The following is a 16225-nucleotide window of genomic DNA, read 5'->3' on the forward strand; positions in this document are numbered from 1 at the left end:
AGGGATTGCAGGGGAAAGCCCGACCCGAAGGGGAACGCTCCGACAATCATCCGGAAACACGAATTGACCGTAATAACTTATTTCTTAAAAGTTATCAGAATTATGACTCTTTTCCGTAATTTTGAAACCTCTAATGAACATGGCTATGAATAGAAACATACTCACCTTTTTAAATGAATATGCGGAAATACCCGATCCGCAATATGCCATCATGCTGCGAGGTGCCTGGGGATGCGGCAAAACGTTTTTTATCCGCCAATGGATAAAGCAACTGAAAAACGATAAAGATGCAGACAAGTTAAAATGGCGGCCCATATATGTGTCTTTATATGGTTTGACCACTACCCAGCAAATCACAGAACAAATCAACAAGGAAATATCCCCGTGGCTGTACAGCAAGGGAATGAAACTGGCCAAGAATATATTAAAAGCCGCCTCGAAAATCGCTTTGAAATATGACATCGACGGTGACGGAAAGGATGAAGGGAGTGTAACCTGTGACTTGGACTCCATTTTGTTGTTGAAAGAAGAAAATTCCGAAATAAAAGGAAACAAGATTCTGATTTTTGACGACCTTGAAAGATGTGATGTAAAACTGGAAACCTTGTTGGGATACATCAATTACTTTTCGGAACATTGTAAATGCAAAGTCATCATCATTGGCGATGAGAACAAGATTTCCGAAAAAGAGGACGATAAGTGCAAGTTGAAATTCAAGGATTTCAAGGAAAAGACTATCGGGCGCACTTTTGAGATCAAATTGAATATAGGGGAGACACTCGATTTCTTCATTGGCGAGATATCCACCAACAACAGGAACCTCTTGTCTGAGAACAAAGAGCTTATCATCAAGATATTCCATGCCTCTAAATTCGATAATTTAAGAGTCCTGCGGCAATGTCTGAACGATTATCACAGGATAGCCATGGCTTTGCCGGAGCATTATCATAAATCTCCCAAGTACAAACTTGTCATAACATCGTTGTTGGCAAATTTTGTCGCCGTTTACTGCGAGTATAAGGGTGGGAATACCCGGATCGGAAGCCTATTCAACAGCCTGTATGACATGTTCCCGGATAAAGAGAAAGATGAGGAGCGTGAAAAAATCCTCTCCAAATACCGTTTTATAGAGATAGGTAAACAGTTGGATATTTTTGATAGATTCATCGTTAATGAAATTGTCTGCTATCTGGAAAGCGGGTATTTTGACACGACCTACCTGCAACAATATTTTGCAGCCGAAGACGCAAGTTTGAACAGTTGGGATTACCTGTACGACTATTGGAGACTGGATAACGGGGAATACGAGAAACACTACGGGGAAACGGTACGATATTACTTTGCGGATGAAAGCGTTGATCTAAAAGAATTGTTTGTCATTATATCTGTACTATCGGTTTTATATAGCGACAACCTTGTTCACGTATCCGAGGAAGACATCATAGCCCAAGGCAAGCATTCCATAGACAGGCTGATGGAAGGTATCAGCGACATGGAGGGTTTGTTGAATTGTAACTCAAAGGTACATGCGGGTACAAGAAGGAATCATTCTAATATTGGTTCAGATCGAATTTAGAATGGACTGGTTGCGTATTTTCAAAAACTATTCGAGCAAAGATTGAAGAAATGCCCTAATAAAGTGTCTGTCATGCTGGAAAATCTGACGGATGAAACTTGCGAACGCCTGAATCCGGCATTGAATGATGTAGTCCCGGTCAAACAGTGTCTTTATAGGGATACTTCAATATTCCAAGAGGCTGATGCGGATAAGGTTTCAAAAAGTATTTTGGGATTGTCCAACGAATCACGTAACACCTTTCTGCATTTTTTACAGTTCCGTTATAAATATACCTCTTGGGGCAGTGAAATAGAACACTTGAGCAAATATTGTCAATCAGATTTGCCACAACTAAAATTAATCAATGAAAGACTAAAGGCAGAAGCGGCAAACAGGAGATTGATAGAAAAGTATTCCATTGAGAAGATCACGAACCTGATAGATGAAATTACCGCAAAAGTAAAATAACTATTCCAGTCCGTTTTCGAAAGAGATGGCTTTGACAAGGGGCAAGCCGGTGACGAAATTTGCCCCGTGCCCCATCAACTTGCATCGTGGCTGGATGAGGGTGAAGTCGGTGCGTAGTACACATTTTCCCTTGAACCATCCGGAATTGGTGCTATGGATTCCGTTCTCGTGCGTACCCTTGAACTGGGTACGTTTATGTAGGACTTTTCCCCGCCTTTCATCGTTTGGGGTACGACAAGGCTACGAACGTGAAGCAAAACGGTGACAAGCTATACGGTTTTGATACATAGTTTTATATGGATCCATATATTTGCAGGGAAGTATAATGAAAAATGTATCAGAACGATGGAAATAGTAAGTATTGAAAAGAAGACCTTTGAGGAGATGAAGGAGCGGTTCGGCTACTTCTCACGGCACGTGAAGGAACTTTGCGCCCGTTACCGCCCGCCCGGGAAGATGAACTGGATGGACGGGGCGGACGTGTGCGAGAAACTGGGGATCAGTAAACGGACGTTGCAGACCTACCGTGACCGGGGACTGCTGCCGTACAGCCAGATCAACCATAAGATTTACTACCGGACGGAGGACGTGGAGGTATTCGTGGAATCCATGAGCCGGGAAATAATGGAGGACGTGTGACATGGAAGTGATAACAAAAGACACGGAAGAGGTACGTGCGTACTTCGAGGCTCTGGAAGAGGGCATGAGGTATATTGATACGGTGACGGCGCATTTCCGTCCGGCGATGAACGGCGAGGTCTATTTCACGGGTGAGGATGTGTGCAGAATGTTACATATCACGTCAAGGACGTTGCAGGGCTACCGCACACAACGGTTGATCCCGTACATATCGCTGCCAGGCAAGACGCTTTACCGCCAGTCGGATCTGCTGCGTATGCTGGAAGAAAATTACGTGGACATGAGACAAAAGCGCAAACGGGGGAAAAGTCCAACATAAACGCACGGGGATATACATCGGAAAATGCAGCAAAGGCAGGAGCACTGTATCGGGGTTCCTGCCTTTGCCGTGTTTCGCATGGAGAAAGGTGTCAAGCCGTTTCCCGGAGGGACCGGTGCACCTGTTTCCTGCCTTGCTTCCTGTCCCTTTTCTCCAGTACGCTCCGCTGCATGGCGGCGAGGTTGCCGGAGATTGCCCGGAAATCTGAACTTACCATCTTGTTGGTTACTTCAGCGTAGATCTGCGTGGTGCTGATGTGCTTGTGACCGAGTATCTTGGAGAGCGCCTCTATCGTGCCGCCGTTGCAGAGATAGACGGTCGTGGCGAAGGTGTGCCTGCTCAGGTGGAATCCGATCTCCTTGCTGATGCCGCAGGCTTTGGCAATCTGTTTGAGGTGCTTGTTGCATGTACCGTTAGAGGGCATGGGAAATACGAAATCGCCTCCGGCAAGTCCCTTGTACCTTTCTATCAGTTCCTTGGCTATTTCCATAAGGGGAACGTTGCTCGACACACGGGTCTTGGTGCGTCGGGTTATGATCCACTCCTCGCCGTCGAAGTCCATGCGCTGGATCTTGTCATGGGTGAGTGTCTTTATATCAATGTAGCTAAGTCCGGTGAAGCACCCGAAGAGGAACATGTCACGTACGAGGTTGGTCTGTTTTTTCACGAACACGGCGTTAGCCAGGGTGCGCAGTTCCTCTTCCGTGAGGTAGCCCCGGTCTGTCTCCTGCATTTCAAGGCTGTACTCGCCGAAAGGGTCGGAACGGACGATACCACGCCGCCATGCCTTGTCTGTCAGGCTGAGCAGTGGCATGGTGTATATCCAAAGAGTGTTGTCACTCAATCCCTTTTCCACGCGCAGGTACTTGTCGAAATCGGTGATAATCTCCTTTGTCAGTTCCTTGTAAGCCATATCGGTTCGTTTCTTCTTCTCCCAAAGGAAGGTGGCAAAATGGTTGTACACGGCCAAGTACTTGTTGTAAGTGGATTTGGCACGCTGTCCTTTCTCCACCATCGCCTCAAATTCCCGGTTCATGTTCTCGAAATCTTTCAGGATGCAGTTTTCCATCACACCGATACCCAGAAAGGCGTTACGCAGCTTTTCGGCGGTGACAAAATCCTCTTCCCGGAGGATGCGGTGATAGTGGTTGGTAAGCCGGGCACTGACTTCTTTGAGCTGCCCGTTTATCTCTGTCGCCTCGGCGGACTTGCCTTTTGCCTTACCATTCTCCCATAAATCCGGCGTAACGAATAGTTTGGTTCCCAATGCTTTGTCATCCCCATCAATGGAGATCTTCACCATGATGGGGGCTTTTCCGTCCCGGTTTCTCACTGCCGATCTCTTGATGTAGAACGAGGTTGCAAACGTACTTCTCTTTGTTTTCATAACTCTAAAATTTTCGTTTCTAAAGGTAGTTAATTATTTGTTACCAAGAGTTATGCAAAACAACGCAAAGTTATGAAACAGAACTTGTTATATTCCATATATCCTCTTTAGGACTGGTAGCTGCTTAGTAGCCGAACTTTGTCTGAAAGGGGGATTTTCAAGCGTTTTATGCCAAAGCTTGTTTCAATCCGCCCTACATACAAAATACTGACCTCCAATTATTTAAGTAGAACTTTGCTTTTCTTTGCGTCTTATGCCGATTTTTTGGATAAAAATGGGAAGATCACTAGCACATGGAATCCGTCGGATAAAGTGTATCTTGGTTCCGGTGAACCACTCTATCGGGGCATAGCCGGGACGATGGTCAGTTGGAAAGGGTTGAGCGTTAATCTCTCATTTGCTTATCATTGGGGTGGAAAAGTCTATAATCAAACATTACTCGATAAAGTGGAAGTGAGTACCTACACCATTGCTTCACAAAATGTAGACTCACGCGTATTAAGTCAAAGATGGATCAAAGAAGGTGATTTGACCTTCTTCAAGGGATTCTCAAACCAAGCCACTCGTGCCACGTCTCGTTATGTGATGGACGACAATGTTTTTGAATTGCAATCACTTGATATACAATATCGTTGGGACTCTGCCGCCTTTCAGAAAGCTACCAGATTTAGTTATTTGATATTCGGAATCAATATGTCCGACTTACTTTATATCTCATCCGTCAAACGTGAGCGTGGAACTGGTTATCCTTATGCCAGAGGCATCAGAGGTACTCTTTCCTTTGCTTTTTAGTTCAAATTAAATAAGAAAAGATATGAAAATAAATAAGAAACTGATAATCATACTGTCCGGCATTACTTTCATGTGTACATCTTGCCGCGATTGGCTGGACATCAAACCGGAGGACGAGGTGTATGGAAAAGACCTATTCTCTTCGTACCAGGGTTTCAAAGATGCTTTGAACGGCTGCTATATGGCATTAGCCGACTGTAACGCTTATGGTGAGAGATTGACAATGAGCAATGTTGAAAGTCTTGCCGCACAATGGAATCTGACCAGTGACTACTATCGTAAAGCTGACTACTATTTTTTACATCACAATTATACCCAGGATGATGCAAAGAATGCCATTAAAACGATATACAGTCAATTATTCAATGTGATTACCCAGGCGAATATGATTATCGGAGCTTGCGAGCAATATGGCAACAACATTGCGGATCCGGCGAGTCGTGCCATGATAGAAGGAGAAGCGTATGGCATACGCGCGTTTTGCCAATTGGATATACTGCGTCTCTTCGGGCAGCTTCCGCAAAATGCGACGCTCACAGTGTCGCTCCCTTATTCAGAAAGTGCTGATATAAAGATTATGCCGGTGTATTATTCTTTTGAGGATTACGTGAAGAAGTTGGATGAAGATCTGGACAAAGCTTGTTCTCTACTAAAAGACTATGATCTGATCTTTAAATACACATTCGACCAACTGAATACTCCTTCAAACATTAATTTGAACGATGATTATCTGGCTTATCGCCAATTACACTTCAACTACTGGGGAGTGAAAGCCTTAAAAGCGCGTCTCTATTTATATATCGGAGATGTGACAAAAGCACATGATAACGCAATGGAAATTATCAACGCAAAAGGAGCGGATGGCAAGTCTCTAATGAAATTAAGCGGAAGAGAAGATCTCCTCAAAGGTCTTTATGCCTGCCCGTCAGAATGTCTGCTTGCTATACACAAGTACAATTTACGGGACTATTCTCCTACTGTACTAGGCGGTGACGCAGACCGTAAGATAAATCCATCGGAACAACTTTGTCTGAACGGCACATGGAATTTGCAAAGGCTCTTCACAGGCTTTTCTATCACGTCACACAACAGATACATTTACCAATGGGAATTGAATACGGAGTCAAGTTCCAATGGACAAAAGTTTCCAACACTTAAGAAGTATTATAGCAAATACAGCAGCGATAATGATATGGTGAAAGGACAAATTATCCCTTTGCTTCGTATTTCCGAACTGTACTTGATTGCTATGGAAACTACCACTAGTCTGGAGGAAGCCAATGCGTTATATAAAGAATATATGGCTTCTCATGACATATCTATCTCTGCGGAGGACAGTTTTACTTCTTTGGATGCTGTGGCGAATTTCATGTTGGCAGAGTATCAGCGTGAATTTTATGCGGAAGGTGTTATGTTCTATCAGTACAAGCGTCGTAACTCAACGTCTATGACTTTTCTTTTTGGTGAAACCATGAATGAAGGACTGTACGTCTTACCATTACCGGAAACAGAATACAATCCAAATGCAATTCAATAAAAAACAGAATTTATGAAACATTATAATCATGCATTCCTATCATTGCTTTTAGGGGGTATATTTGCCATGCTAATGAGTGGATGCGAGAAAGAACTACCTGTATACAGTGATCCGAATAACCGTCTGATCTTTGATTATTCCAATCCGGCGGACACACTGAAGCGATACTCGTTTGTCTACGAGAAAGCCACTACCACAACAGATACTCTGTGGTATAAAGTACATACTATGGGTTTTGTCACCCCCTATGACCGTCCTTTCCAGTTAGAGCAAGTAACTTATGGAGTGTCAGATAACGCTGTACCGGGTAAACATTACGTAGCTTTCGATGACCCTGAATTGCTAAAGAAATATTATTATATTCCTGCAAACTCTGCCGGTACTACTATTCCAATAGTACTTAAACGGGATGCTTCTCTAAAATCACAAGGCTTCATGCTTGTATTTACCATCAAAACCACAGATGAGTTTTCTGCCGGATACACCAACAAGAGCTTCATGAGCATTTATATTGCGGACTTTTTGGCTAAACCTTCCGGATGGAAAACTTTATCAACCTATTATTTCGGCGAATACGGAGTAGCAAAACATCAATTTTTGATAGACACGACAGGAGATAAGTGGGATGATGACTTCCTTGCCAACGAACTGTCTATTGAAGATGCCGCTGTTTGTGATAAATATTATATTGCTTATTTGGAAAGTGTTTTACGCGAGGCTCTTGACAAACTGAATGCGGAACGTGAAGCGCAAGGACTAGGAAAACTGAAAGAGGCAGATGGGACGGAAGTCTCCATTCCCCTGATATCACTATAGAAAAAATGAAATGAATCAAAATAGTAAAGATATGAAAAGGCATTACTTTATAACATACATGATTATAATGATGGCGATACTCTCTGCCTGCTATAGCGACAATAGCGAGGAGGCTTCCGTTGAAGTGGGAAACATTTCCATCAGCGGGATAAAAGAGAAATATTCAGCCATGTCCGATAATGGTGAAGTACTACAGATCAATCCCGTTATCAAAAGTGACTATCCCAAAAAAGACTTGGAATACCATTGGTTCTTATATGAAAAATCGAAAGAAAATGCATCTACAGATAATGATGGAAACCATTACGAAGAAGTCCTTATCAGTGAAGATGAGAATCTGTCCTATCCTGTCAATTTGGGGGTAGGCGACTACACCATTGTGCTTCGGGTTAAATCCCTAAGCAATGGCTGTGTGGCCTACCAACGTACATCACTGAATGTATCTACCCGTTATACAGAGGGATTCTATATACTGAAAGAAGTGAACGGAAACACGGAATTGGATTTCCTGTCCCCTTCGAATGAAAAGATAGACAATGTCTTTACTCGACTGCACCAAGCACCGGTAAGCGGAAAGCCTAAAAGCTTGTCGGTCGTATATAATCATGCGTACATTGATCCGGAGACTAACAAAGCGTCTTACGACCATTCATTGTGTGTCATTACTGATGACAGAAAAGTACGCTTTCTGCGTGCACCGGATTTAGCGGTAGTACATGATGAGAAAACCATGTTTTATGCATCGGATGGAATAGACGAGGTTCCTTATACAAGTGTGAACACCACTTTTAAAAATCTCTATCTTTCCAGCAAGGGAGCATACATTACCGCTTGCGGCGACGCCACTGCAAAACCCATGCCTATTGGTAAATTCAGTCATCCGGAAGAACCGGCGGGCGCCAGTCCCTTTGTGGTAAAAACCGGAACATACGAAACTGTCTTCTGGAATGAAAAGAACCATACGATTTATCGTATAGACATGAATGGAGGTATAAAGACTCCTAGTCCAAAAAAGAATGCATATCAAGAGGTTGCAGTAGAAAACCTGACCAATTATGAATGTGTTTCTGCCGGACAGACTTACATTAACTATGATACCAAACTCTTTTTCTTGTTTAATGAAACATCTACCGGCGATAAGATTTTCTACCGCATGACAGCCAATTGGAGTAATTGCACTCCGGATACCATGCTCACCGTGAATCCCGATATGCATTTCGCCAAAGCGACTTATCGTTCTTACAATGCTCGTTGGGCATCTATAGCCTACTGTGTAGATGGTGGAAAACTTTATGCCTATTCGTTAAATTATCAACAAGATCCTAAGAAATCGATAGGAAGAGATAGAGAAAGAGGCTGAATGGGAATTAAAGCCGGAAGGCATTCCTGCAGGTGAAGAAATTGTATATGCAGAAACAATCTATTGGGAACAATTCAATCAAGACAGGTATGGAGACAGTTTCAGATACCTTGCAATAGGAACTCAAACGGGGGATAGCTATCAATTATATTTATATAATATGTTAGGTGGTTCTCCCGATGGGGAACCGGTAAAAACGATTAGCGGAACCGGTAAACTGAAACGCGCCGTATATCTTGCACCAAAATATCCGGGAAATGATTCCGGTCCATTCATGGGATATCCCTACTAATATTGATTTATCAAAAGAATTATGAACCGACTGTTAAAGCATATCATAGTAACATTACTTGCTTGCTGGACTACCATCACGTACGCCCAGCAAGGAGAAGGGGTTTCTTTCCTCGACAATCCCGCATGGCAATCCCTGCTGACACAAGCGCAGGCTGCCAACAAACCGATTCTGGTAGATTGCTACACCGCTTGGTGCGGACCATGTAAAATGATGGTAAGCCAGGTTTTCACCCAGAAGAAGTTGGGAGACTATCTGAACGGGCGCTTCGTATGCGCCAAGATAGACATGGAAAAAGGAGAGGGGCCGGAACTTGCCAAAAAGTTCAGCGTAAAAGCCTTTCCTACTTTTCTCTATCTGACCAAAGAGGGGACGTTGATGAATTCCGCCGTGGGCGGTTGTACAGCCGACGAATTTATAGAACGTACGGAACGCACCCTATCCGGCAAAACGCTGGAAGTCCTGCAAACGAAGTATGAGGGAGGGGAACGCAGTGAAGAATTTATGGTGCAGTATATTGTGACTCTCGATGAACACATGAAACGTAAAGAGGCTATGCAACTTGCATTGGAGCTGCTGGAAGGGAAAGAGAAGGAATTGTTGGAGAGCAAAGGTCTTTACGACCTTTTCTTCCGCTATATCCGCGAACCGTTTCATCCTCTTTTCCGCTACGTGCAGGAACATCAGGACGAATTTAAAGCCCAATATGATCCGCAACAGTTAGACGATAAGTTGTATCAAGTGTGGTCGGCACATGCAAGCGACTTCTTTAAACAGGAAGGCTCTGTATATAAGATTGATGAAGAAGGGTTAAACCGCTATTTCGAAGAGATGACCCGCTTCCCACTCTTCAAAGGAGACGAAATAATGTTGCGCAACCATCTGCTGGTGGCGGAATACCAAAGAGACTGGAACAAATATGCGCAAATTTGCAACGAAGCAATCCGCAAACAAGACGTCTCGGATGGGATTCTTTATAACTGGGCTTCACGCATAGGAAACGGAACAATCACCTCCGCCACCCGAAAAATGATAACGGGCTGGGTGAAGAAACGCCTTTCCGAGATTCGCAAAAATACGACGGCGGAAAACTACCGATACATAGCATACTATGAACAACTACTGGCAAGCTTCAATCCAAAGAAATAATATTCAAACTTAAAAGAAAGTATATCGTATGAGAAAATTACTACTAGTGTCATTGGCGGCATTTTGCATCCCCATGCTTGTATTTGCCGGACCTAAGTCTGACAAGAAAACGACCAAAAAGAAAAAAGGTAAAACAGAAGCCGTAACGCCTCCCGCCGACCCTAAAAAAACGGAATATGACAAACTGATAGAGGGCATGAAAAGGCAGGAAGGCATGCTCTGCGCTTATACCAAAGAGGGAAAGCTTCTGCTGGAACTCGGTTCCGAAGCCTTTAAGCATGATTATCTGTTGGCTACCCGATTGGCGGAGACCAGTAATACTGGGGTAGGAGTGGCGGGACAAATGCAGTGTGAACCACTTTGCTTTTATTTCTCTACTGACAGCATCAATGTGTACATACATCAGCGCCAACTTGTATTCGCTGTACCGGAAGGGGACCCTGTACTTCCATCGTTCCATAAGAACTTTACCAATCCCGTGGTAGCTGCCTTCAAAGTGAAAAGCAAATATCAAGGGAACTTGACGATTGATGTTACCGATTTCTTCACCACCGACCAACGCATCATCTCTCCCATACACGACGGTATACGCAAGTCCTACTCCTTTGCACCGGACGCTTCCATTATCAAAGGAGTCAAACTGTTTCCGTCCAATATGGAAGTACGCACACAAATGAATCTCCGCAACAATCAAAACGGCCAGTGCATCACGCTGATGCTCAACCGCTCGATACTCCAATTGCCGGATACGCTGATGGAACAGCGCTTTCAGGACAATCGTGTGGGATATTTCCATTCATTCCGTAACCTATTCGACACCCAGGAAGATAAAGTAACCACCTATAATTTTATCCATCGCTGGAGGCTGGAACCTAAAGACAGGGAAGCCTATTTCCGTGGAGAGCTGGTAGAGCCCATAAAACCCATCGTATTTTATGTAGATACAGCATTCCCTCAAAAATGGCGTGAAACAATCATACAAGGTATCTTAGACTGGAACACTGCCTTTGAAGCTGCCGGATTTAAAAATGCCGTCCAAGCCAAGATGTATCCGAACGACCCTAACTTCGATCCGGATGATATGCGCTATAGTTGTGTGAAATATGCCACATACGCGATACCGAACGCGATGGGCCCCAGTTACGTAGACCCCCGTTCGGGAGAGATCCTTACAGCCGATGTCATTTGGTATCACAATGTCATCCAACTTGTACACAACTGGCGGTTTGTACAAACCGGTGCCGTAGATAAACGGGTACGTGCCAATGTGTTTCCTGACGATGTAATGTGCGAATCACTGCGTTATGTCATCTCTCATGAAATAGGACATACGTTAGGTTTGCTCCACAACATGGGAGCTAGCCATTCCTACCCCGTGGAGAAATTGCGCGATCCGGCTTTCACACAGAAATACGGTACGACTCCCAGCATCATGGACTATGCCCGCAACAACTACGTTGCCCAACCCGGCGACTTTGAGAAAGGCGTGAGACTGACGCCTCCTATTTTAGGAGTGTATGACATATATGCCATCAATTGGGGATATCGCCTTATTCCGGGCAATAAGACTCCCAAAGAGCAATCTAAGGTTCTAGCCAAATGGATTGAAGAGAAAGCCGGTGACCCGATGTACCAATTCGGATTACAGCAAATGGGGATTATTGAAGACCCGACCGCCCAAACGGAAGACTTAGGCAATGACCCGATAAAGGCGGGTGATTATGGTATCAGCAATCTGAAAATCGTCTATAAGAACTTGGAAGACTGGATGGGCGTGAAGGGAGATACTTATCAGGATTTAAAAGATTACTTTGCCAGCATTGTCGGACAGTATTCTAATTATTTGGGACATACACTGGGGTATGTGGGAGGAGTTGTATATACTTACAATCGTGTAGGAGAAAAAGACGGCGTACGTGTATTCGTACCCAAAAGTCAACAGTCCGCATCCATGAAATGGGTTGTCAGCCAACTGCGGGAAGCAAACAATTGGCTGATTATACCGGAGAAAATAATCCGCTTCGGATTTGACTTGAATGGTGCCGACGGTCTGATTCAAGGAGGTGCGGCAACACTTTACGATGCCCGTCGGTTGCAACGTATTTATGAAGGAGGCGTAGTAGACGCAAAGAACAACTATACACTCACGTCTTATTTGGATGACGTCTATCGTACTATATTCCAATCTACCATTGCCGGACAGGCACTCAATTATACTGAGATGAAAATGCAGGCGGCAGCCATCGAAGCACTGGCTACCAATGCGGGATTTATACAACCACCCATGGGGGGACTTCGAATCGGATTGGCCGATTCATTCTATTCGGAGAAATGGCGCTGCTGCTGTTCCGCCGCATCCGAGGAACAGTCAGCCACCATGCGTATGCCTGTCATTCCTCCTTTGAATCAGAAGTTGTTGCAATCTTCCTCTTTCGGGCAATTGCAGAAAATACTTCAGCTCTATAAGGCGAATAGTTCCGTAGGCAATCAGGAAAGCCGTGATTTTTATCGTTTCCAGATACAATATATCGAACGCTTGATGAAAAAATAGGCGGATGAGGGATCATTCTCTTTAAACTGAGAAAGCGATATTACAGTTCATATAATATCGCTTTCTTATTGATTAGAAACTATTTTCTACTTACTTGTTGTCATTCTCGCGAATCTCTACCCGGCGAATCTTGCCGCTGATCGTCTTCGGAAGTTCTTCCACGAACTCAATCACACGCGGATATTTATAAGGAGCAGTCACTTTCTTCACATGATTCTGTAACTCCTTAATCAGTTCTTCGCCGGCACGTGCTTTATAATCTTTAGATAGAACAATCGTAGCTTTTACTACCTGACCGCGAATCTCATCGGGTACTCCGGTGATGGCACATTCCACAACAGCCGGATGAGTCATCAATGCACTTTCCACTTCGAATGGGCCGATGCGGTAACCGGAGCTCTTGATTACGTCATCTGCGCGACCGACAAACCACAGGTAACCGTCTTCGTCTTTCCAGGCAACATCACCGGTATAATAAATACCGTCGTGCCAAGCTTCGTGAGTGCGTTCCGCATCCCGGTAGTATTCTTTGAAAAGTCCGAGAGGTTTGCCTTTGCTGGTGCGGATTACAATTTGCCCCTGCTCACCGGCTTCAACAGAGCGACCTTCATGGTCGATCAAATCAACATCATATTGAGGATTCGGCAGTCCCATGCTTCCCGGTTTCGGTTCCATCCACGGCATGGTAGCGATGGTAAGGGTTGTTTCCGTTTGTCCGAAACCTTCCATCAGTTTGATACCAGTCAGTTTCTTGAACGTTTCAAATACGGCAGGGTTCAATGCTTCTCCGGCAATGGTGCAGTATTTGAGTGAAGATAAATCGAACTTCGTCAGGTCTTCGTGAATCAGGAAACGGAAGATGGTAGGAGGTGCACAAAGGGAAGTGACATGATATTCCTGGATTTTTTCAAGAATAGCTGCCGGGGTAAACTTCTCGTGGTCGTAGACGAAGATATTGGCTCCGGCAATCCATTGTCCGTAAAGTTTGCCCCATACCGCTTTCCCCCAGCCGGTATCGGCAATGGTGAGGTGAAGACTGTTCTCATCCAGATTATGCCAGAAGCTACCGGTAACGATATGTCCTAGCGGATAAGTGAAGTCGTGTGCCACCATCTTAGGCTCACCGGTAGTGCCGGAAGTAAAATACATCAGTGAGATGTCGTCGTTAGTGTTCGCATGGCGGGGACGTACAAACGGGGTGGCATGTTCGATACCCTGATGGAAGTCCTCGAAACCTTCCGGAATATCCGGACCGACACTGATTAACTTTTCTACAGTAGGACATTCGGGAAGAGCATCTATGATATGTTGCAGGATGATTCCTTCACCGGCAGCTACAATCATTTTGATATCGGCAGCATTGCAGCGGTAGATAATATCCTTTTTAGTCAGCAGGTGGGTAGCCGGAATGACGGTTGCTCCCAGTTTGTGGAGGGCAATGGTGCTATACCAGAACTCATAACGCCGTTTCAGAATCAGCATCACCATGTCGCCACGGCCGATACCCAGACTCTGGAAGTAAGAAGCGGTCATGTCTGTATAGCGTTTCATATCGGCAAATGAGAACTGGCGGCTTTCGCCTTTGTCATTTGTCCAAAGCAAAGCGTTCTTGTCGGGTTGTTCGGCAGCCCAGGTATCTACTACGTCGTAGCCGAAGTTGAAATTCTCCGGAACGTTTATTTTTAAGTTTTTGATAAAGTCCTCTTGTGAACTGAAAGAGGTCTGTGATAAAAATCTTTCTACCATGATGTTATTACATAATTACTGCCAGAAAACGTACCGTTTTGCCATCGAGCGCTTTCATGCCATGTGGAAGTTTAGAGTTAAAATAAATGCTGTCGCCTTGGTTGAGGATGATTTCTTTGCCTTCGATGTTGATAAGCATACGTCCTTCGATGACAAGGTTGAATTCCTGTCCGTTATGTTTGTTATAATGGATCGGCTCGTCGATTGCTTTCGGTTCAACGGTAACGATGAACGGGTCGGCGGTACGGTTCATGAATCCTGAAGCCAGCGATTGGTATTTATAAGCTTTGGTACGTTCGATGCTGACACCTTTGCCGGCACGGGTCACGAAGTAGCTGCTCATTTTGGGCTCTTCGCCAAACATCAGGGCATCGAGAGCTACATTGTACGTACGGGCTATTTTTTGTAACATACTGACGGAGATATCGTACTCTCCAGTTTCCGCAAGCCGGTATTCCTCAGCAGAAATGTCGCTGTCGCGGGCAATGTCTTCAGAAGTCAATTCGAGTACATCACGTAGTCCGCGAAGGCGTTCTGCTATCTGTTTAATTTGGTCATTCATATTGTTGAAGTTATAAGTGATTAGTTATAGTAATTTTGCGAAATGATTTCATTTTATTCAGGCACGGATTACACGGATTTCACGGTTTTTAGTATTATAATTGTATAAAGCAACAGCGTAATCCGTGTAATCCGTGTAATCCGTGCCTGAACTTACTGACAGTCTTATTGTTATTTCGACGCTTTCATCGCTCGGATGATAGCGGAAGTGAAGCCGTTATGCTCCAGTTCGTTGATTCCCTTGATGGTGATTCCGCCCGGAGTAGTCACCTTGTCGATTTCTACGCTGGGGTGGGTGTCATTGTTCTGAATCAGTGCGGCCGCTCCTTTTAAGGATTGGGCTATCATCTGCATGGCATCTTTAGGACGGAGTCCCATTTCAATTCCGGCTTGCATGGCTGCCTGAATGTATTTCAGAACGTAAGCGATACCGCAGGATGCCAATGCAGTGGCTGCCGCTATTTTATCTTCGGGAATCAGCATCACAGTTCCCATCTCGCTGAATAGCCGGAGGACGAATTTGTCTTGTTCATCATTCGTGTTGCGGGCAGCGACAAGCGTCATGCTTTCCAGTTCGCTGATAGCGGTATTCGGAATCAGACGGAACATCGGCATTTCCGGTGCAACGACACAATGAGCCAATTCTTCAAAGCTGATGCCGGCGGCTACAGAAATTAGTATCTGTTTGCTTTTCAGTTTCAATTCGCGCATCACAGGTTCCATAAACCACGGTTTGACGGCGAGGATGACAATATCTGCTCCTGCGGCAGCTTCCGCATTATTGTTCGTGATAGAGATACCCGGAAATTCATTCTTCAGTTTCTCTAGTTTTCCGGCACTGGGATTGGATACAATGATATCCGAATCGTCTATCAGACTTCCTTTTGCCAGGCCACGGGCTATTGAACCGCCCATGTTTCCTGCACCGATAATGGCTATTTTCATATACGCTTGTTTTTAATGAGTTGTTACAGACAAAGGTAACGGTTAATTACGAAAAAACAAAAAGCAGCCAGAATAAGAACTAAATTTCTAATAGAGGCTGCTTTT

General features: G+C 44.5%; 16 protein-coding genes. 12 read left to right on the forward strand and 4 right to left on the reverse strand.

The window, feature by feature from the left end; genetic code table 11:
- Positions 1–145 precede the first annotated feature (145 nt).
- The 5 genes from NXX38_RS10055 (at position 146) to NXX38_RS10075 (ending at position 2984) form a co-directional block, all read left to right on the forward strand.
- The gene (locus NXX38_RS10055) at positions 146–1576 is read left to right on the forward strand and encodes a KAP family NTPase (RefSeq protein WP_258979391.1); all 1431 of its coding nucleotides are present in this window, start codon (positions 146–148) and stop codon (positions 1574–1576) included.
- Positions 1577–1618: 42 nt separating this feature from the next.
- Complete coding sequence (locus tag NXX38_RS10060) at positions 1619–2026, forward strand: hypothetical protein (RefSeq protein ID WP_258979392.1); 408 nt, start codon at positions 1619–1621, stop codon at positions 2024–2026.
- Positions 2027–2051: 25 nt separating this feature from the next.
- A complete protein-coding gene (locus NXX38_RS10065; protein WP_025813736.1) occupies positions 2052–2291 on the forward strand; it encodes a hypothetical protein in 240 nt (79 codons plus the stop codon).
- An 80-nt stretch (positions 2292–2371) separates the two neighbouring features.
- Positions 2372–2665 (forward strand): helix-turn-helix domain-containing protein, encoded by a 294-nt coding sequence (locus NXX38_RS10070; protein ID WP_032532542.1) that lies wholly within the window; start codon positions 2372–2374, stop codon positions 2663–2665.
- Between the two features lies 1 nt (position 2666).
- Positions 2667–2984 carry a helix-turn-helix domain-containing protein gene (locus NXX38_RS10075; RefSeq protein ID WP_008640967.1) on the forward strand — a complete coding sequence of 106 codons (318 nt, stop codon included), beginning with the start codon at positions 2667–2669 and terminating at the stop codon, positions 2982–2984.
- A 91-nt stretch (positions 2985–3075) separates the two neighbouring features.
- On the opposite strand, the gene NXX38_RS10080 is transcribed toward NXX38_RS10075, so the two are convergent.
- Positions 3076–4371 carry a site-specific integrase gene (locus NXX38_RS10080; RefSeq protein WP_009291488.1) on the reverse strand — a complete coding sequence of 432 codons (1296 nt, stop codon included), beginning with the start codon at positions 4369–4371 and terminating at the stop codon, positions 3076–3078.
- A 168-nt stretch (positions 4372–4539) separates the two neighbouring features.
- Here NXX38_RS10080 and NXX38_RS10085 point away from each other — a divergent pair, with 168 nt between their 5' ends.
- From NXX38_RS10085 to NXX38_RS10115, 7 genes are all read left to right on the forward strand, one after another.
- Positions 4540–5163, forward strand: a complete 624-nt coding sequence (locus tag NXX38_RS10085; RefSeq protein WP_258979393.1) for a hypothetical protein — start codon at positions 4540–4542, stop codon at positions 5161–5163.
- Between the two features lie 22 nt (positions 5164–5185).
- Positions 5186–6700: a RagB/SusD family nutrient uptake outer membrane protein gene (locus NXX38_RS10090; RefSeq protein ID WP_148363940.1), complete on the forward strand. Its 1515-nt coding sequence runs from the start codon at positions 5186–5188 to the stop codon at positions 6698–6700.
- Positions 6701–6712: 12 nt separating this feature from the next.
- Positions 6713–7516, forward strand: a complete 804-nt coding sequence (locus NXX38_RS10095; RefSeq protein WP_148363939.1) for a DUF4843 domain-containing protein — start codon at positions 6713–6715, stop codon at positions 7514–7516.
- A gap of 31 nt (positions 7517–7547) precedes the next feature.
- A complete protein-coding gene (locus NXX38_RS10100; RefSeq protein ID WP_258979394.1) occupies positions 7548–8876 on the forward strand; it encodes a PKD-like family lipoprotein in 1329 nt (442 codons plus the stop codon).
- A gap of 160 nt (positions 8877–9036) precedes the next feature.
- Positions 9037–9168: a hypothetical protein gene (locus NXX38_RS10105; protein ID WP_258979396.1), complete on the forward strand. Its 132-nt coding sequence runs from the start codon at positions 9037–9039 to the stop codon at positions 9166–9168.
- 21 nt (positions 9169–9189) lie between these two features.
- On the forward strand, positions 9190–10317 hold the full coding sequence (locus NXX38_RS10110) for a thioredoxin family protein (protein WP_195649294.1): 1128 nt from the start codon (positions 9190–9192) through the stop codon (positions 10315–10317).
- 28 nt (positions 10318–10345) lie between these two features.
- Entirely contained in the window at positions 10346–12868 is a 2523-nt protein-coding gene (locus NXX38_RS10115) for a zinc-dependent metalloprotease (protein ID WP_148363936.1), read from the forward strand.
- A 90-nt stretch (positions 12869–12958) separates the two neighbouring features.
- On the opposite strand, the gene NXX38_RS10120 is transcribed toward NXX38_RS10115, so the two are convergent.
- The 3 genes from NXX38_RS10120 to proC form a co-directional block, all read right to left on the reverse strand.
- Entirely contained in the window at positions 12959–14614 is a 1656-nt protein-coding gene (locus NXX38_RS10120) for an AMP-binding protein (protein ID WP_258979399.1), read from the reverse strand.
- A 7-nt stretch (positions 14615–14621) separates the two neighbouring features.
- Positions 14622–15176, reverse strand: coding sequence for a helix-turn-helix domain-containing protein (locus NXX38_RS10125; protein WP_148363934.1), 555 nt, complete (start codon positions 15174–15176; stop codon positions 14622–14624).
- A 170-nt stretch (positions 15177–15346) separates the two neighbouring features.
- Complete coding sequence (proC, locus tag NXX38_RS10130) at positions 15347–16120, reverse strand: pyrroline-5-carboxylate reductase (RefSeq protein ID WP_148363933.1); 774 nt, start codon at positions 16118–16120, stop codon at positions 15347–15349.
- Between the last annotated feature and the right edge of the window lie 105 nt (positions 16121–16225).

Source organism: Bacteroides sp. BFG-637 (assembly GCF_024793605.1).
Taxonomy (GTDB): Bacteria; Bacteroidota; Bacteroidia; order Bacteroidales; family Bacteroidaceae; genus Bacteroides; species Bacteroides vicugnae.